At 61.6% G+C, this 19458-nt stretch carries 23 protein-coding genes; 2 read left to right on the forward strand and 21 right to left on the reverse strand.

Going from position 1 to position 19458, the window contains the following annotated elements; all coding sequences use genetic code 11:
• Positions 1-21: 21 nt before the first annotated feature.
• Positions 22-861 (forward strand): pantoate--beta-alanine ligase, encoded by an 840-nt coding sequence (gene panC, locus RBA41_RS30670; RefSeq protein WP_054267184.1) that lies wholly within the window; start codon positions 22-24, stop codon positions 859-861.
• 87 nt (positions 862-948) lie between these two features.
• Positions 949-1668 carry an IS110 family RNA-guided transposase gene (locus RBA41_RS30675; protein ID WP_306628171.1) on the forward strand — a complete coding sequence of 240 codons (720 nt, stop codon included), beginning with the start codon at positions 949-951 and terminating at the stop codon, positions 1666-1668.
• A 52-nt stretch (positions 1669-1720) separates the two neighbouring features.
• On the opposite strand, the gene RBA41_RS30680 is transcribed toward RBA41_RS30675, so the two are convergent.
• From RBA41_RS30680 to RBA41_RS30780, 21 genes are all read right to left on the reverse strand, one after another.
• Entirely contained in the window at positions 1721-2461 is a 741-nt protein-coding gene (locus RBA41_RS30680; protein WP_306628144.1) for a YwqG family protein, read from the reverse strand.
• Positions 2462-2517: 56 nt separating this feature from the next.
• A complete protein-coding gene (locus RBA41_RS30685; protein ID WP_306628145.1) occupies positions 2518-2856 on the reverse strand; it encodes a hypothetical protein in 339 nt (112 codons plus the stop codon).
• Between the two features lie 22 nt (positions 2857-2878).
• Positions 2879-3184 carry a cyclic-phosphate processing receiver domain-containing protein gene (locus tag RBA41_RS30690; protein WP_306628146.1) on the reverse strand — a complete coding sequence of 102 codons (306 nt, stop codon included), beginning with the start codon at positions 3182-3184 and terminating at the stop codon, positions 2879-2881.
• Between the two features lie 31 nt (positions 3185-3215).
• Positions 3216-3683, reverse strand: a complete 468-nt coding sequence (locus RBA41_RS30695; RefSeq protein ID WP_306628147.1) for an energy transducer TonB — start codon at positions 3681-3683, stop codon at positions 3216-3218.
• Positions 3684-3784: 101 nt separating this feature from the next.
• Positions 3785-4993, reverse strand: a complete 1209-nt coding sequence (locus tag RBA41_RS30700; RefSeq protein WP_306628148.1) for an EAL and HDOD domain-containing protein — start codon at positions 4991-4993, stop codon at positions 3785-3787.
• Positions 4994-5066: 73 nt separating this feature from the next.
• Complete coding sequence (cheZ, locus tag RBA41_RS30705) at positions 5067-5732, reverse strand: protein phosphatase CheZ (RefSeq protein ID WP_306628149.1); 666 nt, start codon at positions 5730-5732, stop codon at positions 5067-5069.
• 2 nt (positions 5733-5734) lie between these two features.
• Positions 5735-6133: a chemotaxis response regulator CheY gene (gene cheY / locus RBA41_RS30710; RefSeq protein WP_054267179.1), complete on the reverse strand. Its 399-nt coding sequence runs from the start codon at positions 6131-6133 to the stop codon at positions 5735-5737.
• A gap of 149 nt (positions 6134-6282) precedes the next feature.
• Positions 6283-7347, reverse strand: a complete 1065-nt coding sequence (locus RBA41_RS30715; RefSeq protein ID WP_306628150.1) for a protein-glutamate methylesterase/protein-glutamine glutaminase — start codon at positions 7345-7347, stop codon at positions 6283-6285.
• A 30-nt stretch (positions 7348-7377) separates the two neighbouring features.
• A complete protein-coding gene (gene cheD, locus RBA41_RS30720; RefSeq protein ID WP_181002760.1) occupies positions 7378-7986 on the reverse strand; it encodes a chemoreceptor glutamine deamidase CheD in 609 nt (202 codons plus the stop codon).
• Between the two features lie 29 nt (positions 7987-8015).
• Positions 8016-8861, reverse strand: coding sequence for a CheR family methyltransferase (locus tag RBA41_RS30725; RefSeq protein ID WP_306628151.1), 846 nt, complete (start codon positions 8859-8861; stop codon positions 8016-8018).
• 56 nt (positions 8862-8917) lie between these two features.
• Positions 8918-10627, reverse strand: a complete 1710-nt coding sequence (locus RBA41_RS30730) for a methyl-accepting chemotaxis protein (protein WP_306628152.1) — start codon at positions 10625-10627, stop codon at positions 8918-8920.
• A gap of 90 nt (positions 10628-10717) precedes the next feature.
• On the reverse strand, positions 10718-11212 hold the full coding sequence (locus tag RBA41_RS30735; RefSeq protein ID WP_306628173.1) for a chemotaxis protein CheW: 495 nt from the start codon (positions 11210-11212) through the stop codon (positions 10718-10720).
• A gap of 36 nt (positions 11213-11248) precedes the next feature.
• On the reverse strand, positions 11249-13396 hold the full coding sequence (gene cheA / locus RBA41_RS30740; protein WP_306628153.1) for a chemotaxis protein CheA: 2148 nt from the start codon (positions 13394-13396) through the stop codon (positions 11249-11251).
• A 55-nt stretch (positions 13397-13451) separates the two neighbouring features.
• Positions 13452-13817 carry a response regulator gene (locus RBA41_RS30745; RefSeq protein WP_054267173.1) on the reverse strand — a complete coding sequence of 122 codons (366 nt, stop codon included), beginning with the start codon at positions 13815-13817 and terminating at the stop codon, positions 13452-13454.
• A 59-nt stretch (positions 13818-13876) separates the two neighbouring features.
• Positions 13877-14425 (reverse strand): chemotaxis protein, encoded by a 549-nt coding sequence (locus RBA41_RS30750; RefSeq protein ID WP_306628154.1) that lies wholly within the window; start codon positions 14423-14425, stop codon positions 13877-13879.
• A 28-nt stretch (positions 14426-14453) separates the two neighbouring features.
• Positions 14454-15410 carry a flagellar motor protein MotB gene (motB, locus tag RBA41_RS30755; RefSeq protein WP_306628155.1) on the reverse strand — a complete coding sequence of 319 codons (957 nt, stop codon included), beginning with the start codon at positions 15408-15410 and terminating at the stop codon, positions 14454-14456.
• Positions 15411-15466: 56 nt separating this feature from the next.
• Positions 15467-16327 (reverse strand): flagellar motor stator protein MotA, encoded by an 861-nt coding sequence (gene motA / locus RBA41_RS30760; RefSeq protein ID WP_306628156.1) that lies wholly within the window; start codon positions 16325-16327, stop codon positions 15467-15469.
• A gap of 186 nt (positions 16328-16513) precedes the next feature.
• Positions 16514-17332: a class I SAM-dependent methyltransferase gene (locus RBA41_RS30765; RefSeq protein ID WP_306628157.1), complete on the reverse strand. Its 819-nt coding sequence runs from the start codon at positions 17330-17332 to the stop codon at positions 16514-16516.
• Positions 17329-17925: a flagellar transcriptional regulator FlhC gene (flhC, locus tag RBA41_RS30770; protein ID WP_306628158.1), complete on the reverse strand. Its 597-nt coding sequence runs from the start codon at positions 17923-17925 to the stop codon at positions 17329-17331. The genes RBA41_RS30765 and flhC overlap by 4 nt, the downstream gene beginning before the upstream one ends.
• 57 nt (positions 17926-17982) lie before the next feature.
• A complete protein-coding gene (gene flhD / locus RBA41_RS30775) occupies positions 17983-18300 on the reverse strand; it encodes a flagellar transcriptional regulator FlhD (RefSeq protein ID WP_054267168.1) in 318 nt (105 codons plus the stop codon).
• A 606-nt stretch (positions 18301-18906) separates the two neighbouring features.
• Positions 18907-19458, reverse strand: a complete 552-nt coding sequence (locus tag RBA41_RS30780; RefSeq protein WP_374709621.1) for an FxDxF family PEP-CTERM protein — start codon at positions 19456-19458, stop codon at positions 18907-18909.

A 19458-nucleotide genomic window follows, 5' to 3' on the forward strand; every position in this document is an offset into this window, starting at 1 on the left:
CCCGTTTGAGGAACTGCCCCCATGAAAATCATCTCTTCCGTTGAAGAACTGCGCGACCAGCTCAGCGGCCAGCTGCGCACGGCCTTCGTGCCGACAATGGGCAACCTGCACGAAGGGCATCTGTCGCTGATGCGTCTGGCGCGCAAGCATGGCGACCCGGTGGTGGCCTCGATCTTCGTCAACCGCCTGCAGTTCGGGCCGAACGAAGACTTCGACAAATACCCGCGCACCTTCCAGGCCGACGTCGAAAAGCTCGAAAAGGAAGGCGTGTATGTGCTGTTTGCGCCGACCGAGAAGGACTTGTACCCTGAACCGCAAGAATTCCGCGTCAGCCCGCCGCAAGACCTCGGCAATACGCTCGAAGGCGAATTCCGTCCGGGCTTTTTCACGGGCGTGACCACCATCGTCCTGAAACTGTTTTCGTGCGTACAACCGAAGGTTGCCGTGTTCGGCAAGAAGGATTACCAGCAGCTGATGATGGTGCGCAACATGAGCCGTCAATTCGCCCTGCCGACGCAGATCATCGCGGCCGAGACCTGGCGTGCCGACGACGGGCTGGCGCTGTCGTCGCGCAATATGTACCTGTCGGAAGCTGAGCGGGCTGAAGCGCCGGCGCTGTACCAGAGTCTGAATGCCGTGGCCAATGAAGTGCGTTCCGGCCACCTGGACATTTTCCAGCTTGAACACAAGGCGATGGAAGACCTGGCGCGGCGCGGCTGGAAGCCGGATTACATCTCGATCCGCAAGCAAAACGACCTGCAGCCGCCGACCGCGGGCGACCTGGCGCAAGGCGCGCCGCTGGTGGTCCTCGCCGCGGCCAAGCTCGGTACCACCCGCCTGATCGACAACCTCGAAATCTGACACCGCCGCGCCAACGCTGACACAGGAAGGCGAAAAGCTCCGACACCCGGGACACCCGGGGTCAAGGGATTCGGCTATAGCGAAAACATACGTAACAAGAATGATGAGATCGACTCCCGGTTGATTGCACGCTACTGCCTGGCCATGGAACCCGAGCCATGGACGCCACCGCCCCTGGAGCAGCGTCAGCTACGGGCCTGGACGTTGCGCGTTCAAGCATTAAAAGACATTCGGCAGCAGGAAGTGAACCGGTTAGAAGCCCACACGGTTGCCGGCATGCGGGACGTTGCAGCCCATGTGACGCAGCACATCGTCTGGCTCGATGCCGAAATCAACAAGCTGGAGAACGAGATCGACGATCACATCGACCGGCATCCTGGGCTCAAGGACGATGCGCGTCTCATTGCCAGCATCCCTGGGATCGGCATGACGACTGTCGCCCGACTCCTCGGTCACCTTGGAGACATTCGGCGCTTCGACAATGCGAAGGCCTTCGCTGCCTTCCTGGGCGTCACCCCAAAGCAGCGCACTTCAGGCAGCTCGGTGAGAGGAAGAACGATGGTGAGCAAGGCCGGCAACTCATCTTTGAGGGCAGCGCTGTTCATGCCAAGCATGGTGGCGCGCCGCCATAACCCGATCTTGCGACAGTTCGCCGAACGCCTGTTAGCCACCGGAATGTCGAAAAAGGCCGTTATCGGCGCCGTGATGCACAAGCTGACACACCTGATCTACGGTGTGATTCGCACAGGCGCCCCCTTTGACGCAAATTATTTACCGAACCGACTTGCTATTCAAGACGGTATCTGACCCCGGTTTTGCTCTGACCCCGGTTTTGCTTTTTCCAGGTCGCAGCCAAAATTCATCCGGCATCGCAGCGCAGCTCACTGAAATCAACTTCCTTGAGCTTGTCTTTGTGAATAAACACCATCAGCTTGGCGCCGTCCTGCCAGCACCACTGCAGCGTCTCATGCGAGACCAGCGTCATCAGGCATACCCAGTCCTTCTCCGGTGTTGGATCGTACGCCAGGGAATCGAAGGATGGATACCCGAGCAGGTAATCATCCGCTTGCAATTGCCATAAAGCACTGAACACGCGGTCCGCCTCCTGGCTATACTCGTCGAACGGCCAGTCATCGCGCAGCTCGTAATGCCGGGGAATGCTGATTCCTGCTTTGAAATCAAGTGCGGCACTGTGGCCCGGGTTCCTGTCGGAAGCGATGACATGCGCTAGCTGGTCTGGATTGTCCCAATAATAGGCGACGACATAATCGGGATCTCCCCAAAAACACTCGCCATCCTCGTCGCTCGCATAGAACAAGCTCAACACGCCCGTGCTCGGCAACGCCGACGGCGACGCGATATCACTGAAGTTAATCTGCCCGAGGAACCGATACTGGCCGACGGCGTGCGTCGGCCACACAAAGCCGGCCGGCACCATCGGCATGCCACCAAACCGGCTCGCTGACGCTGCGGCCACGCCGTCCAGCAAACGCATCTCGATACAGGGTTGCGCAATATCACGCAGGTAGCCGAGATGCGCTGTCAACGGCGCAAAATCCTCGGATGCCTGGATCGTGGCTGCCAACGCGTCGATATTCATTGCAATAATCTTTCTCCGCTAGCGAAAGTCATTCTAAGGGGTAAGCTGATCCGGCCTCAGAATCTGCCCTTGAACTTGCAGTTGCTGGCGCCGCGCTTGCGTGTTTTGCAGCGCTCTACTCGGGTCGTGCCTTGCGCGTCGTTATCGATCTCGACCGCGAACAGCCTGCCGTCGACGCAGCGCGCACTCCACAGCGCCGTGTCGCGCTCGTCGCTGCCTTGGTAGATCGCGCGCTTGATGCCGATGCATTTGATGCCCGCATCCGTCACCGCCTCTCCCAGCGCCGCCTTGCGTTTGGTTTGCGTCATCTTGGCCAGCGTCATGTGGACCGGATTGGCGCATGCCGCGCCCGAAAACACGGCGATCAGGGCGCCTGCGATCACACGTGAGATCAATTTTTTCCCCACAAAATTTCCTTTATTCAGTGCCAGCACGGCCGGCGACACGTTCGATTGTTCGGATTCCCGCTTCCATTTTTTTGCGCGCGGAGGCATTGGCCGAGTGCACCCGCATCGCAGGCGGGCGAAAACCCGCGGTGAATACCTGTTCCTCGATCCACAGCACGACGTCGTAACCGGTGCCGCGCGCGTCATCGCCCAGATCGTGGTCGAGGCTGATGTGCGTCACGTCCCCGCTCGCCAGCAAGGCAATCGCCTCGTCCGGCCAGTACACCCGCACCCAGCCATCGGGCGTAGCTCGCTCATCGTCCAGATAGACTTTCATGCGTAATGGCATTTTAGCAAGATAACCTCCGTCAATGGATCACAAAGCTATATCCCGTCCCCATCCATTTCCGGATCGGCACGCCAAACATGACGGCGGGCGCAAAGCGGCACTTTAACAGCGCGCGAATGGCGGCTTTGTCCAGCGCCTCGAATCCACTCGTTTTCATGACCCGCGCATCGATCACCTGACCGTCCTGCGCAACCAGAAAGGCGGCGGTGACCAAGCCTTCTTCCCCGTTGCGCAGCGAACCTTTAGGGTAGTCCGGCGAGGTGCAATATCGGAACGGCGACCACGGCGATGGAACAATCCGGGCCTCCACGTCGACAGAGGGCGTCTCGTCCGGTGTCTTCGGGGTGTCGCTTGGCGGCGCGGCCGCTACCGTCGGAGCCACGCCGGCGCTATCCTGGGCCTGCGCACCGGCGCTCGCGGCCAGCAGGCTGGCAAGCAGAAGGAGACGTCCGATCCGGACGGGTGAGAGCAATGCGCCGTTCTTCATGTGGATTCTCGGTCGTGAAAGAACCGGGGTCAGACCTCCGATCAGAAATCTTTCTAATCGGAGGTCTGACCCCGGTTAAGCAACAAAGGGAACGCGCAGGGTCAGGTGCTGACGTTTTGCGCCCAGGCCAGTGCCGACAGGTGGGCCTTGTTGACGTCGACCGGCAATATGTTGATCGACTTGGCCAGCGAGGCCACCAGCTGCGAGTTGAGCTCGCACGCTTCAGCCAGCGCCAGGTACGGACCATAGGCGCCGCCACGGGTGAGCAGCGCGCGCACCACTTCGTCCGGCAGCTGGATGGTCTCGAGCACTTCTTTCATCGACAGGCCCAGCAGACGGTCGAGCAGCGAGAACATGCCGGTCATGAACAGGTTTTCGCTCTCGCTGCGCGGCAAGCCTTTGTTGCCGAGCAGCTCGGTCAGGCGGCCGCGCACGACCGCCGTTTCCATCAGCACCGGCGAGTAGCCGCTGGTGCTGGCCGTGGCCAGCAACAGGGTCAGCCAGCGGTACATCGGCGAGTAGCCGAGCATGGTGATGGCCTGGCGCAGCGATTGAATTTCGCGCCCGACCCCGAAACCGGCCGAGTTGATGAAGCGCAGCAGCTTGTACGAGAGCGCCGGATCGCGCTTGAGCACGCTTTCGATCTTGGGAATGTCTTCGTTCTTTTGCACCATCTGCATCAGCTGCAGGATGATGGTCTGGGCCGGGTTCATGCCCTTGACGGGCGTGCCGGCGCGCGGCGTCAGGTGCAGCTTGCCGACGAAGGCATCGAGCCCGAGCGCGGCGCAGGCATCGAAGTCGGCCCAGGTGGTGACCGGACGGCCCACCATGCGCACCGACGATTGCTTGGCGGCCGCATAGGTGCGCGCCTGAGCCGCCACGTCGGCGCCCGAGAAGCGCACTTCGATGTAGGAAGCGCTCATGCCCAGGTTCTTGCCGAGGTGGGCCAGGTCGCCGTCGCGCACCGAAATGCCGACGCCGCCGGCGCGCAAGCCCTGCACCGCGGCCAGGGTGTCCGGGTCGGCCAGGTCGGAAGCCTTCATGGTCAGCACGGTGCGCTCGGGCGGCATGGCGAACAGGGCGTCGGTCGAAAGCATGTTCGGGACCGCGTCGAGGAACAGGACTTTGTCTTTCAGCAGCCAGCCGTGCTCGTCGTCATTGACGTTTTCGGCGACGAAGCCGATCAGCGCCTCGAGCTCTTCGTCGGTGACGGGCTGGCCTTCGTGATGCTGCCAGGATAATTCATAACCGATCACGCGCTGCTTGGGATCGAGCAGGGGTTCGCGGACGATAAAGTTTGATTCGTGCATTGTATGGGTCGTGTAGGTGATGCCATGCGAAAGCGGGGCAATGCGCCCCGCCTGACTCAAAATCTCAGCCGGCTTAAAAGCCCAGGCTGTCCAGCAGATCGTCGACCTGGCCCTGGTTCGACACCACGTCGTGCCGGGTGGGGTCGATCTGCGGGCCATTGAGCAGCCCGTTGTCGTATTCGCGCTTGACCTCGGCCGGCGCAAAATCGACCAGCATCTGCACCAGTTGCTGTTCCAGGTTGCGGGTAATGGTGGTCACCTTGGTGATCACTTGCCCGGTCAGGTCCTGGAAGTCCTGGGCCATCATGATGTCCATCAGGTAGCCCTTGGTGGCGCTGCTGGCGCTGCGTGCCTGGGCCATGGCCGCCACGCTGCGCTCGGCCAGCGCGCGCCATTCGGCGTCGCTGGTGGCGGGCGCGTCGAGCAGCGACTGCCACGAGGCCGACAGGCCGGCCGCGCCGCTGTCGATCTGGTCCTGCAGGGGGCCAGCCCCTTCGGTCGCGGTGAGCACCTTCTGGGCTGCCTGTTCGGACAGGCGCGCCACGTAGTCGAGGCGGTCGCGCGCATCCGGAATGTCGCTGGCGGCTTTTTCGATCAATTTGTCCAGGCCAAGGCCGCGCAGGCTCTCGTGCAGCGCGCGCGTCATGTGGCCGATACGGCTGAGGAACTCGTCGTGCACGCCCGGCTCGTCCGAACCACCGTCCGCCTGGCCCGCGCCTCCGGTGAGGTGCTCGCTCATGGTCACGCTCCGCTTTTTTCGAGCTTCTCGAAAATCTTGTTCAGCTTTTCGTCGAGCGTGGCGGCCGTGAACGGCTTGACGACATAGCCATTGGCGCCGGCCTGGGCGGCGGCGATGATGTTCTCTTTTTTGGCTTCGGCCGTCACCATCAGCACCGGCAGCTTGGCCAGCGCGGGGTCGGCGCGGATGTTTTGCAGCATGGTCAGGCCATCCATATTGGGCATGTTCCAGTCCGAGACCACGAAGTCGAAGGTTTCGCTACGCAGCTTGGCCAGCGCCATGACGCCGTCTTCCGCCTCGTCGACATTGGCATAACCCAGTTCTTTCAACAGATTACGCACAATGCGGCGCATCGTGGAGAAATCGTCAACAACTAAAAAACGCATCTTTGGATCAGCCATTAAATTACTCCGTTGATTCTCTTACTTAGGTTATTGACAGACTTCCCCCTACTGGCGAAGCAGACTAAAGGATAGCAGTTTTGTTGCTGTGAAGCGAATAAACGAGCAGCAAAAAGACAGTAATTCGGGCCAAACCGGACCAAAGCGGATCAAACGCGCAACGCGCGGCTGCCATGCGTTGCCAGATAGCCAAGGACCATGCCCGGCAGCGCGCTCAGCGCCCCCACTTCGTGGGTGCCGCCCATGGCGATCGCTTCGCGCGGCATGCCGAACACCACGCACGATGCCTCGTCCTGGGCGAAGTTGTAGGCGCCCGCCGTTTTCATGTCGAGCATGCCGGCCGCGCCGTCCTTGCCCATCCCGGTCAGGATCACCCCGACCGCATTTTTGCCGGCCGCCTGGGCCGCCGAGCGGAACAGCACGTCGACCGAGGGGCGGTGCCGGTTGACCGGTTCGCTCTGCTCGATGCGGGTCACATAATTGGCGCCCGAACGCGCCAGCAGCAGGTGCGAGTGGCCCGGCGCGATATAGGCGTGGCCGGGCAGCACGCGCTCGTCGCCGGCCGCTTCGCGCACGCTGATCTTGCACAGGGTGTCGAGACGGCGCGCGAACGAGGTGGTGAACCCTTCCGGCATATGCTGGGCGATCAGGATGCCGGGGCAGTCGGACGGCATCTGCATCAGGAATTCGCGGATCGCTTCGGTGCCGCCGGTGGAGGCGCCGATGATGATCAGCTTTTCCGACGAGGTAAGCGGATTGCGCAGGGCCGGCAGCGCGCCGGCCGGCTTGTCGCCGGTGACGGTGCGCGGCTTGATGCGCGCCTTGGACGCGGCGCGGATCTTGTCCGAGATCAGTTCCGTGTATTCGCGCATGCCGCTCTGGATCGAGATCTTCGGCTTGGTCACGAAATCGACCGCGCCCAGTTCCAGCGCGCGCATGGTGATTTCGGAACCGCGCTCGGTCAGCGAGGACACCATCACCACCGGCATCGGGCGCAGGCGCATCAGCTTCTCGAGGAAGTCGAGGCCGTCCATCTTGGGCATCTCGACGTCGAGCGTGAGCACGTCCGGGTTGGTCTGCTTGATCAGTTCACGCGCCACCAGCGGATCGGGCGCCACGCCCACCACTTCCATGTCGGGCTGGCTCGAAATGATCTCGCTCATGACGCTGCGGATCAGCGCCGAGTCGTCCACGATCAGTACTTTGATCTTCATATAGGGCTTTCAGGATTCAGGAGCGGTAGGCTAGAACAGATCGATCGCGCCGCCGACCGGTTCGACCTTGAGGCGGCTGGCGTAATCGAGTTCGCGCCGCGCCAGGGTATCGTTATGGGTCTGCATCAGCTTCTTGACCAGTACCTTGCCGGTGCGCGGGAAAAAATACACCTTGCGCGGCCAGATGTCGTTCAGGTCTTCGGCCACCACGCGCATCTTTTCGGTTTTCAGGAAGTTCATGACGAACGCCGCATTGCGTTCGCCCACGTTAATCGCGGTAAAGCCGCGCAGCACCGCGCCGCCGCCGAACACTTTCGCTTCCATGTTCTCGCGCCGCGCGCCGGCCTTGAGCAGGTCGTTGATCAGCACTTCCATCGCGTACGTCCCGTAGCGCATCGAGGCCGAAATCGGGCTGTTCGGGTCACTGCCGCCGTCCGGCAGCATGAAGTGGTTCATGCCGCCCAAACCGGTGACCTTGTCGCGGATGCAGGCCGACACGCAGGAACCGAGCACCGTCACGATCAGCATGTCCTTGGGCGTGTAGTAGTACTCGCCCGGCAGGATCTTGGCCGCGTCGCAGTCGAAGGTGCGGTCGTAATACACGTTGGTTGCGAATTGTTCTTTGATTTCGATAGCCATGTTCAGTTCTCAGTTCACTGCGGGTCGCATCAGCTCCGGCGACCATCGAGTTCGTACACGGTTTTGCCACGCAGTTTGAGCGACTCCGACACATACAGGAAATTCTCGGAGTGGCCGGCAAACAGCAGTGCGTCGGGCTTCATCAGCGGCACGAAGCGCGACAGGATCTTGCGCTGGGTCGCCTTGTCGAAATAGATCATCACGTTACGGCAGAAAATGACGTCGAACGGGCCTTTCAGGGGCCAGCCGTCGCCCAACAAATTGAGCTGCTTGAAGGTGACCAGCTGGCGCAGTTCGGGACGCACGCGCACCATGCCCTCCTGGTCGCCCTTGCCGCGCAAGAAAAAGCGCCGCGCCCGTTCCGGTTCGAGCTTGTCGATGCGGTCGATCCCGTAGACGCCGTTGGCGCCCGTGGCCAGCACGTTGGTGTCGATGTCGGTGGCGATGATCTGCACCGGCGGCGTGAGCGTGTTGAACGCTTCGCACACGGTCATGGCGATCGAATACGGTTCCTCGCCGGTGGAAGCGGCCGAGCACCAGATCTGGATCGGATGGTCGCGCAGCTTTTTCACATGCTCGGCCAGCAGCGGGAAGTGGTGCGACTCGCGGAAGAACGAGGTCAGGTTGGTGGTGAGCGCGTTGGTGAACGACTCCCACTCCTCGCCCAGGCGCCCCGCTTCCAGGTCGTCCAGGTAGCGCCCGAACGAGACGATGCCGGTGGCGCGCAGACGGCGCGCCAGGCGGCTGTAGACCATTTCCTGCTTGCTGTCGGCCAGCGAAATGCCGGCGCGCTCGTAAATCAGCGCGCGCACGCGCTCAAAATCACTTTTGGTGAAGTTGAATTCCTTGACGGTTTCCGTTTTCGTTTGCGTCACCTTGCTTCACCCTGTTTCCGTTTGTATGCGCGTGCGGCCGGCTGGCCGCCGGCCGCTTAAAACTCTTCCCAGTCGTCTCCCGGCGCCGCCGCGGCCAGCTTGCGCGGCTTGGCCGCCGGCGCCGGCCTGGCCACGGTGGCGACCGCGCGCGCCGGGGCGCGCTGCGGCGCCGGCGCGGCGCGCGATGGGGCAGGCGCATGCACGGCCGCCTTGCGCTCGTCGCCATTGAGCTTGAAGATGCTCACGGCGGCGGCCAGCAACTGCGCCTGCTCCTGCATGCTTTCCGCCGCTGCCGCGGCTTGCTCGACCAGGGCCGCGTTCTGCTGCGTCATTTCGTCCATCTGGGTGATGGCCTGGTTGACTTCCTCGATGCCGTTGCTCTGTTCCTGGGTCGCCGCGGTGATCTCGCCCATGATGTCGGCCACCTGCTTGATCGAGGTCACGATCAGGTCCATGGTCTGGCCGGCTTCGTCGACCAGCTTGCTGCCGGCATCGACCTTGTCGACCGAGTCGCCGATCAGCGACTTGATTTCCTTGGCCGCACCGGCCGAGCGCTGCGCCAGGTTGCGCACTTCCGAGGCCACCACCGCGAAGCCGCGGCCCTGTTCGCCGGCGCGCGCCGCTTCCACCGCGGCATTCAGCGCCAGGATGTTGGTCTGGAAGGCGATGCCGTCGATGACGCCGATGATGTCGACGATCTTGCGCGAGCTTTCCTTGATCGAGCCCATCGTATCGACAACCTGCGACACCACGGCGCCGCCCTTGACCGCCACCGACGATGCCGACACGGCCAGCTGGTTGGCCTGGCGCGCATTGTCGGCATTCTGCTTGACGGTGCTGGTCAGTTCTTCCATCGAGCTGGCCGTTTCTTCGAGCGAACTGGCTTGCGACTCGGTGCGCGACGACAGGTCGGCGTTGCCCGAGGCGATTTCCTGCGAAGCCACGGTGATCATGTCGGTCCCGGAGCGCACGTCGCCGACGGTCTTCGACAGGCTGTCGTTCATGTCCTTGAGCGCCTGCAGCAGTTCGCTCGTTTCATCCTTGCCCTCGACCCGGATTTCCGAGGTCAGTTCGCCCGCGGCGACCTTCTTGGCCACCCGTACGGCGCCCAGCAGAGGCGCGGCGATCGAGCGCGTGATGACCAGGGCGCACACCACGCCCAGCGCCACGGCCAGGGCGCACACCGCGAACATGATCATGCCCACGCGCTGGTCGGCCAGCACCGACTTCTTGAGGAAATCGTCCGCTTCCAGTTGCTGCTTGTCGACCAGCTTGTTGAGGACATCGAGCGTCTTCTGGTTCAGCGGATCGATGCGCTGGGCGATCACCTTGGCCGCGCCTTCGCTGTTAAACGCCAGCACCTGGCCGATGGCTTCCTTGAAGGCGACGTCGACCTCCTTGTCGAGCGCGGCGATGTCGGACAGCAGCCTGGTTTCGGCTTCGTCCAGGCCCGTCGCCTGCAGCCTGGTGCGCGCATCCTCATAGCGCTTGCTCTGCACCTTGACCTTGTCCTGTTCCTTCTGCATCAGCGCGACGTCGGCCTGCAGGCCGATATTGCGCATGGCGATGCCGGTTTCGAGCATCGCGCTCTTCATGCTTGCCGCATGCAGGTTCTGGGCGCTGGAGCTGGCCAGGCCAGTCATCAGGCTGTTCTTGTTGCGCGAATTGAGCAAACTCGCCATCAACGCCATCGCCACCAGAATCAGCAGGATACTGCCGAAACCGAAGGCCAGACGCGTACCAATTTTAAAATCGCGCAGATTCATCGTTCTCTCCTCGATACTTCATATGATGGTGGCGTGGCGGCTTCTGTCGAGCCGCTGGCGCCGGCATTGCGGTTGTATGTCTTGCGTGTCTCAGGCGGCCAGTTTTTCGATCAGGCCCATTTCGCCCGACGACATCAGCTTGTCGATATCGATCAGGATCAGCATGCGCTCGTCGACCGTGCCCAGGCCCACCAGGTAGTCGGAACCGAAGGCGGTGCCCATTTCCGGGGCCGGCTTGATCTGCTCGGGCGTGAGCGTGGTCACGTCGGAGACGCTGTCGACCACCATGCCCATGATGCGCCCGCCGATGTTGAGGATGATGACCACCGTGAACTGGTCGTACACCGGGGTGCCGAGGTTGAACTTGATGCGCATGTCCACCACCGGAATGATGATGCCGCGCAGGTTGATCACGCCCTTGATGAACTCCGGCGCGTTGGCGATGCGGGTCACCACTTCGTAGCCGCGGATTTCCTGCACTTTCAGGATGTCGATCCCGTATTCTTCGGAGCCGAGCGTGAAGGCCAGGAACTCGCTTCCGGCGCCATCCTTGACGTCGCCGTTCTTGGAGGAGGTTGAGGTCATTGACATGATAAATTCCTATCTGGTTGCTGGTATTGGTTAGGAGAAGATGGCGTCGTCGGCCAGCTGGCGCGAGGAGCGCATCAGGGCCGAGACATCGAGAATGAGCGACACGCCGCCATCGCCGAGGATGGTGGCGCCGGAAATCCCGGTCACCTTGCGGTAATTCGATTCGAGGTTCTTGACCACGACCTGCTGCTGTCCGACCAGATCATCGACAAACAGCCCGGCCTTGCGCCCGTCCGACTCCAGGATCACGACGATGCCTTCGCACGGATTGGTAAAGCGCGGCACGATGTCGAACATCTGGTACAGCGGAATCAGGGGCAGGTATTCGCCGCGCACCTTGATCACGGGGCCGCGCCCGGAGATTTCCTTGATGTCTTCCGGCGAAGGCTGGAGCGACTCGACCACGAAGCCGAGCGGCAGGATATACACTTCTTCGCCGCAGCGGATCGACATGCCGTCCAGGATGGCCAGCGTGAGCGGCAGCGAGATCGAGATCGTGGTGCCGAAGCCCTTGGCCGAGCGGATATCGACCGAGCCGCCCATGGCCATGATGTTGCGCTTGACGACATCCATGCCCACGCCTCGTCCCGACACGTCGGTGACGGTTTCGGCGGTCGAAAAGCCCGGCGCGAAAATGAGCTGCCACACGTCCGCGTCGCTCATGTTCTCGTTCACCGGCAGCCCGCTCTGGGCCGCCTTGGCGAGAATGCGTTCGCGGTTCAGGCCAGCGCCGTCGTCGGATACTTCGATCACGATATTGCCGCCCTGGTGGCCGGCCGAGAGGAACAGGCGCCCCGCTTCGGTCTTGCCGGCGGCGGCGCGCGCTTCCGGCATTTCGATGCCGTGGTCGATGCTGTTGCGTACCAGGTGGGTGAGCGGATCGACGATGCGCTCGATCAGGCCCTTGTCCAATTCGGTGGCGGCGCCGTTGGTGATGAAGTCGACCTTCTTGCCCAACTTGGCCGCCAGGTCGCGCACCATGCGCGGAAAGCGCGAGAACACGAAATCCATCGGCATCATGCGGATCGACATGACCGCTTCCTGCAGGTCGCGCGTATTGCGCGTGAGCTGGCTGACGCTGTTCAACAGGCGCTCGTGCAGCATCGGGTCGAGCGCGTCGCTGCGCTGCTCGATCATGGCCTGGGTGATCACCAGTTCGCCGATCAGGTTGATCAGCTGGTCGACCTTCTCGATCGAGACGCGGATCGACGACGATTCGGCGGCGGCGTGCTTGTCGTCCTTCTTGACGACTTTTTTCTCGGCCGTTTCGGTGACGTCGAGCGGCTCGGCGCGCACCACTGCCGGCGCGGCGCTGGCCGCCGGCGGCGCAACGATGCCGGCGCTGGCGCGGATATGTTCGATCGGCTGGAAGAAACCGTAGCCGCGCTCTTCGTCGCTCTTGTCCTGGCTCGGCGCGTCGATCGGGTCGAAGAAGCCGTAGCCCATGTCGTCTTCGACCTTGGCCCGTTCGCGGTCTTCGATGACCTGCTGCTCGGGCGTGAGCGCGGGCGCCTCGAAGATTTTCAGGTCGTCGGGATTGAGCACGAAGGAGCAGATCGCGACGATGTCCTCGAGCGACTCGTGGGTGGTGACGGTGATCGCATGCCGGTCGTCCGGCAGCGGCATGACCGACACGCGCCCGAGCAGCCCCAGTTCGGCGGTCAGCGCATTGACGTCGCGCTGCTCGACATGCGGCATCTCGATGCGAAAGCGCCGCCCGCCGCTGCTCACGTTGGCCTTGATCGAACTCTGTATGAACGACGGCGCCGGCGGCGCGGCCACCGGCACCACATCCTGCGAGAGCTCCTGCAGCATCATGCGCACGTCGGCCACGGCGTCCTGGTCGACGTGGGCGCCGTTGCGGTGGCCGTCGAGCTGCATCTTGAGGATGTCCTTGGCCGCCAAAAAGGCGTCCACGTGCTCGGCGGTGAGCGCCATTTCACCCTTGCGGATGCGGTCGAGCAGCGACTCGAGGATGTGCGTCACTTCGGTCATGTCGTTCAGGCCGAACGTCGACGAACCGCCCTTGATCGAGTGGGCGGTGCGGAAAATGGCGTTCAGGTCTTCCGGATCCGGCGACGCAATGTCGACGGCCAGCAGCAGACGCTCTTTTTCGGCCAGCAGTTCTTCGGCTTCATCGAAGAAGACCTGGAAAAACTGGCTTATGTCGATGGTCATGTTCAGACTCCGTGAATTTCGCGATGCATCATTGCGCGTGCTCCCACCCCGGTCATCAGCCGATGACTTTTTTGACCACTTCGATCAGGCGCTGCGGGTCGAACGGCTTGACCAGCCAGCCGTTGGCGCCGGCCGCGCGTCCCTTGGTCTTCATTTCATCGGACGATTCGGTGGTCAGCATCAGGATCGGCACCTTCTGGTACGCGGGCAGGCCGCGCAGCAGCTTGATCAGCGACAGGCCGTCCATGCGCGGCATGTTCTGGTCGGTCAGCACCAGGTCGACCGTCTGCTGCTTGGCCTTTTCCAGCCCGTCCTGGCCGTCGACCGCTTCCACCACGAGGTAACCGGCGGCCTTGAGACTGAATGCCACCATCTGGCGCAGCGAACTGGAATCGTCGACTGCGAGTATTGTTTTAGCCATTTTTGCTCCTGCTTTTTTTAAATCGGGGGCACCGCGCCCATAATCATCGAGAGTGAACCTTAAAACAGTTCTATGTCGCCACTTTCCAGATGCTGCTGATTGACTGCTTTTCTTAGTACACTGCGTAATTCGAGCGACTGGATCGCCAGCGCCATGCTGACCTTGCCGAGCAGTTCGACGATTTCCTCGCTGCCCGCCTCCGGCACGATGTCGGCGCCGTGCGAGCCCAGGGTGCCGAGAAATTCGCGCAGGCCGGTCACCCGTTTCAGGGTGCGGTCGATCAGCTGGCTCGTCATGTCCTGGAACTGCATGCTGGTGATCGCCGTGTTCACGTGCGCGCCGATCTCGCCCGACATGCCGCCCAGGCGCGCGCGCTCTTCCGCGCTCGGGGTGCCGCCGGCCAGCAGCAGGTTGATGGTGTCCTGCTGGGCTCCGACCGCCGTGTGGATCGCCATGAAGCTGCTGGTGAGCTTGTCGATGGCTTCCTCCAGCAGCAGCTCGGTCTGGATCAGATCGGTCTCGACTTCCGTCAGGTGCTTCTTGCCGTGATCCGACACGCCCGACAGCAAGCGCTTCACGTGCGAGCCCAGTATTTTCTTTCTTGTCATTCGCCCTCTCCCCTATCTTCCCTGACCATCATGGCGCTGCCTTCGGCACCGCCGGTGCCGCTGTTTTCCCTGCCGCCGCTGCCGGCGTAGCGGCGCCCGGCTGCTCCGGCACGTCCAGCGAGGCGCCATCGCGCATCACCGCTTCTTCGGTGCGCTTGTTCATCACGATGATGCTGATGCGCCGGTTCGCCGCACTGAATGGGTCCTGGCGGTCCAGCGGCGCGGCCGCGGCCAGCCCCACCACGCGCAGGATCTTGGCGTCGTTCATGCCGCCGATGACCAGTTCGCGGCGCGAGGCGTTGGCGCGGTCGGCCGACAATTCCCAGTTGCTGTAGCCGGTGTCGCTCATGTAGGGCGTCGAATCGGTGTGGCCCGACAGGCCGATCCGGTTCGGTACTTCGTTGAGCACGATCCCGATCACGTGCAGGATGTCGCGCGTGTACGGCTGCAGTTCGGCCTTGGCCAGGTTGAACATGGGGCGGTTCAGTTCGTCCACGATCTGGATGCGCAAGCCTTCGCTGGTGATATCGAGCAGCAGCTGGTTCTTGTACTTTTTCAGCAGCGGATTGGCCTCGATGGTCGCTTCCAGCTTGGCCTTGAGCGTTTTCAGGCGGTCCGCCTCGGCCGCTTCGAGGATCGCCCTGGCCGCCTTCAGGTCGTAATTCTTCTTGTCCGGATCGTTGCTGCCGCGCTTGACCTGGCCGTTGCGGCGCGACAGGTCCTGGCCGCCGCCCTGCACGATCGAGGAACTGTCGCCGCTGCCCGAGCCGCCCGCCATCGCCACCTTCAGCGGGGTCTGGAAAAAATCGGAAATGCCGTTCAAGTCACCCTTGCTGGTCGAACCCAGCAGCCACATGAGCAGGAAGAAGGCCATCATCGCCGTCACGAAGTCGGCGTAGGCGATCTTCCAGGCGCCGCCGTGGTGGCCGCCGGCGGTCTTCTTGATGCGCTTGACGATAATCGGGCGCAAGCCTTCATCGGACATAAGCGCTCCGTGCGGTCGGCATCATGCGGGAAGAAGGGGCGCTGTGCATGATGGGCTTATTTGGTCTTCGATTTCTTGATGTGCTCTTCCAGCTCGGCAAAGGTCGGGCGCTCGGTCGAATACAGCACCTTGCGCCCGAATTCGACCGCCAGCGCCGGCGCGTAGCCGTTCAGGCTGGCCAGCAGGGTCACTTTCACGCACTGGAACATCTTGGTCGACTCTTCCAGCTTCTGCTCGAGCAGGCTGGCCAGCGGACCGACGAAGCCGTACGCCAGCAAAATGCCCAGAAAAGTACCGACCAGCGCCTTGGCGATCAGGATGCCCAGTTCGGCCGGCGGAATGCCGACCGACTCCATGGTGTGCACCACGCCCATCACCGCGGCCACGATGCCGAACGCCGGCAAGCCGTCGCCCAGCTTGGCGATGCAATGGGCCGGCACCGCGCCTTCATGGTGGTGCGTTTCAATTTCGTTATCCATCAGATTTTCGATCTGGAAGGCGTCCATATTTCCCGATACCATCAGCCGTAGATAATCGGTCATGAATTCGACAATATGGTGGTCGGCCAGCACGCCGGGATATTTGGAAAACACCGGGCTTTGTTCCGGGTTTTCGATATCGCCTTCAATCGACATCAAGCCTTCCTTGCGCACCTTGGAAAGGACGTCGAACAGCAGCGACATCATTTCCATATACAGGTCCTTGGTATAACGCGAACCCTTGAACAGGCTGGGAACGGCCTTGAGCGTGGCCTTGATCGATTTGCTATTGTTGCCGACGAAGAAAGCGCCGAAAGCCGCACCGCCGATCATCACCAGTTCGAGCGGCTGGAACAGCGACGCGAGGTGGCCGCCACTGGCGGCAAAGCCGCCGAAGACCGACCCGCAAACGATGATGTATCCGAGTATGACTAACAAAGTGCGCTGACTCCCAAGGTGGAAAGAGCTCGGGCAGCGCCCGACGTTTTAAAGATAACAACGCCAATATATGAATGGCAATTCATGCTGTCGGATCTTTAAAAAGCTCGATTCATTTAATTTACATACGGAACTACAATAGCGTGAGACGGCGCGAGCGGCAAGGAAAACCCTCCCGGTTGTCTCCTAAAAGTGCCATCCGTACAGAGGCGCGCCACGCCCTGTAGGCATAAGAATAATATCCGGTGTTTTTTCCGTTATCAGAAACTCATAACTGAGCAAAATCGCACCCGGACGCATCTCCCTGGAGGCCTTCTTCCATAATGCGCTCATGGCCGCCGGCGACAGATAAGCGAACACCGCATCGTAGTTACTAAAATCAAGATTGTCGTAATCGCCACGCACGAAACGGGCGCGGCTGCCGCTCAGGCGCGCGCGCATCCAGCTGAGCAGCCACGGCAGCGGCGCCAGTTCGATGCCGACAAATTGCGAGGCCGGCCGGCGGCGCGCCATCTCCATCGTAAAGCCGCCCAGGCCGCTGCCGATATCGACCACCAGCAGCGGCTTGTCGTTCGGCAGCAGCTTGTCGACTTCATTCCACACCCACTTGCCGGACGGGTAGTACGGCACCTGGGTGCGGAAGGTCGACCAGTACAGCGCCAGCAGGAACAGGAAGATGGCCAGAAACAGCAGCGGCGGAATCTGCAGGCGGTGCGTGCCCATCAGGGCCAGCGGAAACACCAGCTGGATGCCGAGCCACCACACGGCCAGGCCGCGCAGGCGCGTCAGGGCGCAGGCCAGGATGCCCTGGATCAGGGCGGCGTCGGCGAACGACACGACGGCGCCGGCGCGCGCCAGCAGGAACACCACGATCAGGGTCAGCGGAGCGGCGGCGCACTGCAGCACCAGCGCCTGCGCCGCGGGTGCGCGCCAGATGCGGCGAAGGGCAAGACTTGCGCCCTGCCCTTCGGAGTTGCCGCGCGCAGGTTGGCCGGGGCCGGTCACGCGTTCAGGAGCGCGGCTGCCGCGTCGTGTGCGTCTTTGGCATCGCTCGCGTCCTTGGCATCCTTGGCGTCCTTGACCTTCTTGGTCTTGCCGGCGCGCGAAGGCATGTTGCACAGGCCGCACTGGTAAGCGTGGTTCAGGTCCAGGCAATCGACCACGAACTTGCCCTGGCACTTGTCGCACGGGGCCATGGCCAGCATCTTGCTCTGAAAGAAGCGCACCAGGGTCCACGCGCGCGTCAGCGACAGCAGCGGTTCGACCCCTGGCTCGGGCGGCATTTGTTCGAGGTACAGCTTGTAAGCCTTCATGACCGCTTCGATGCCGGTGGCGCCGGCGTGGTCGGTCAGGAATTTATGAATGTTGATGAACAGCGAGGAATGGATATTCGGCTGCCAGGTGAGGAACCAGTCGGTCGAGAAAGGCAGCATGCCTTTCGGCGGCGAGACGCCCTTGAGTTCCTTGTACAGCTTGAGCAGGCGTTCGCGCGAGAGCGAGACCTCGGTTTCGAGCAGTTGCAGCCGGGCGCCAAGGTGAATCAATTCGATCGCCAGCTGGATTTCCTGGGCTTCCGATACGACGCTTTTCTTGGACATGAGGACTCCCGATGTTGCTGTTTTCAGCGGCGCTTGCTGCAAAAAAGCCAACGAGCTTTAAACGATTTCTTCGACTGCCTGGCCAGCCATCAGGATGGCGGCGTGGGACTGGGCGAGAACGCGGTCTTTGCTGTTGTTGGTCAACATCGACAGAATAGCACTGTCGTCGAAACGGAAGCGCGCCAGCATCATGTTGCCGCCGGCCAGCTTCAGGATCTGGGAATTGCTCATGTTTTCGATCAGTTCGGCGATGTCCGCCGAAATCCCGAGACGGAAGATCGCGGTCACTTTGTCGGCGCGGATCATCTGCTGGGCGAGCATCAGGTAGCTCAGGTTCGCATCACGAATTTCAGCCATCATGTCGTTCGCAGTCATTTTCCGTCTCCTTCAATCCGTTGAAATCTGGCGCTGTGTTCGTATTGCCAGTGAGATAGATTCTGACTGTACAGCAACAATACGAGAATAGGCGCGCGCCTGTATTTTGGGTGAGGTACAGATGAGGCGAGTCCGTAGGTGTTCGTCCTACGAACCCTGCCGGATCATGGTCGCGCCCCTATGAAACCAGGGCGGAAATACGAATTGTGGGACGCGGTGTAACTGACCCGTCGACGCGGTTTTTCTGTCGTCTTGTACCGGTTACGTCAAACTGTTGGAGAACTTGAGGCTTTTTTAAAAATAATTTGAAAAAACTTCAAACTATTTTCCGGATTCCCCCGTGTCTGAGTTGTTAGCGGCATGCCTGGACGAAACTTTAGGGCCGGAATGCATCTTTTTTAAAATATTTTTGTGGCGAAAAATTTAAGTGTGTCGCCGATACAACTCATCAGCGACACACGGGCGTCGGAGGCGGCCTGGCGAGCGAAGCACTCACGCAGGCGTTTTTATTGGCTCGTCATGCATGCCGATGCGAGCCGGCCACGGTGTTGAACTACTTGCATGCCCTGTCATGGGCACTGCGCGCGCGCAGCTCGCAAGTTCCGTTCAGGCCGTCTTCAGGGACTGCGCACGACGGCGTGCCAAGCCCACGACGCCCAGGCCAAGTGCCATCAGCGCATAGGTCTCGGGTTCGGGAACAGCGCTGATGGTGACGTCGCCGGGCCCGCCAATGGTCGTGCTGTGCTTGCCATACTCGAAGCCTTCAAAACCGGTAATCACCAGTACGTAAGTCGTGCCGGCGTCCAGGTTGGCCACGAAGCCCGATGTGGTCGTACCAAGAAGATCGTCGTTACCGATCAGGGCGTTCGTCAGCGACGAGCTGGGATCGAAGCTCGGGCTGTAAAGGAAAGCCAACGAGTCGAAAGCCGCCGTCGTCAGGAACGAGTACGCGCCCGCTGCCGACACCGTGAATGTGAATTGGTTGAAGCTGACATCCGTGCCGATTTCCGACAAGCCGGAAAGGTTCTCGACCGGTCGATCAAAGATGGCGGCGCCAGTCGTGTCGCCGGTGATGGTGTGGATGGAATCAGCCTGGGCGGTCGATGCAAAGGCAAAAAAGGCCAGGGCGAGCAGTGTCGATTTCAGAAACATGGTCAT

Source organism: Massilia scottii (genome assembly GCF_030846495.1).
Taxonomy (GTDB): domain Bacteria; phylum Pseudomonadota; class Gammaproteobacteria; order Burkholderiales; family Burkholderiaceae_D; genus Telluria_A; species Telluria_A violaceinigra.

Bases quoted from the DNA above. Each gene is read 5' to 3' on its own strand.
- panC (WP_054267184.1), top strand. From the start codon at position 22: ATGAAAATCATCTCTTCCGTTGAAGAACTGCGCGACCAGCTCAGCGGC.
- RBA41_RS30680 (WP_306628144.1), bottom strand. From the start codon at position 2,461: ATGAATATCGACGCGTTGGCAGCCACGATCCAGGCATCCGAGGATTTT.
- RBA41_RS30690 (WP_306628146.1), bottom strand. From the start codon at position 3,184: ATGAAAGTCTATCTGGACGATGAGCGAGCTACGCCCGATGGCTGGGTG.
- RBA41_RS30695 (WP_306628147.1), bottom strand. From the start codon at position 3,683: ATGAAGAACGGCGCATTGCTCTCACCCGTCCGGATCGGACGTCTCCTT.
- RBA41_RS30700 (WP_306628148.1), bottom strand. From the start codon at position 4,993: ATGCACGAATCAAACTTTATCGTCCGCGAACCCCTGCTCGATCCCAAG.
- cheZ (WP_306628149.1), bottom strand. From the start codon at position 5,732: ATGAGCGAGCACCTCACCGGAGGCGCGGGCCAGGCGGACGGTGGTTCG.
- cheY (WP_054267179.1), bottom strand. From the start codon at position 6,133: ATGGCTGATCCAAAGATGCGTTTTTTAGTTGTTGACGATTTCTCCACG.
- RBA41_RS30715 (WP_306628150.1), bottom strand. From the start codon at position 7,347: ATGAAGATCAAAGTACTGATCGTGGACGACTCGGCGCTGATCCGCAGC.
- cheD (WP_181002760.1), bottom strand. From the start codon at position 7,986: ATGGCTATCGAAATCAAAGAACAATTCGCAACCAACGTGTATTACGAC.
- RBA41_RS30730 (WP_306628152.1), bottom strand. From the start codon at position 10,627: ATGAATCTGCGCGATTTTAAAATTGGTACGCGTCTGGCCTTCGGTTTC.
- RBA41_RS30735 (WP_306628173.1), bottom strand. From the start codon at position 11,212: ATGACCTCAACCTCCTCCAAGAACGGCGACGTCAAGGATGGCGCCGGA.
- cheA (WP_306628153.1), bottom strand. From the start codon at position 13,396: ATGACCATCGACATAAGCCAGTTTTTCCAGGTCTTCTTCGATGAAGCC.
- RBA41_RS30745 (WP_054267173.1), bottom strand. From the start codon at position 13,817: ATGGCTAAAACAATACTCGCAGTCGACGATTCCAGTTCGCTGCGCCAG.
- RBA41_RS30750 (WP_306628154.1), bottom strand. From the start codon at position 14,425: ATGACAAGAAAGAAAATACTGGGCTCGCACGTGAAGCGCTTGCTGTCG.
- motB (WP_306628155.1), bottom strand. From the start codon at position 15,410: ATGTCCGATGAAGGCTTGCGCCCGATTATCGTCAAGCGCATCAAGAAG.
- flhC (WP_306628158.1), bottom strand. From the start codon at position 17,925: ATGTCCAAGAAAAGCGTCGTATCGGAAGCCCAGGAAATCCAGCTGGCG.
- flhD (WP_054267168.1), bottom strand. From the start codon at position 18,300: ATGACTGCGAACGACATGATGGCTGAAATTCGTGATGCGAACCTGAGC.
- RBA41_RS30780 (WP_374709621.1), bottom strand. From the start codon at position 19,458: ATGACCATGTTTCTGAAATCGACACTGCTCGCCCTGGCCTTTTTTGCC.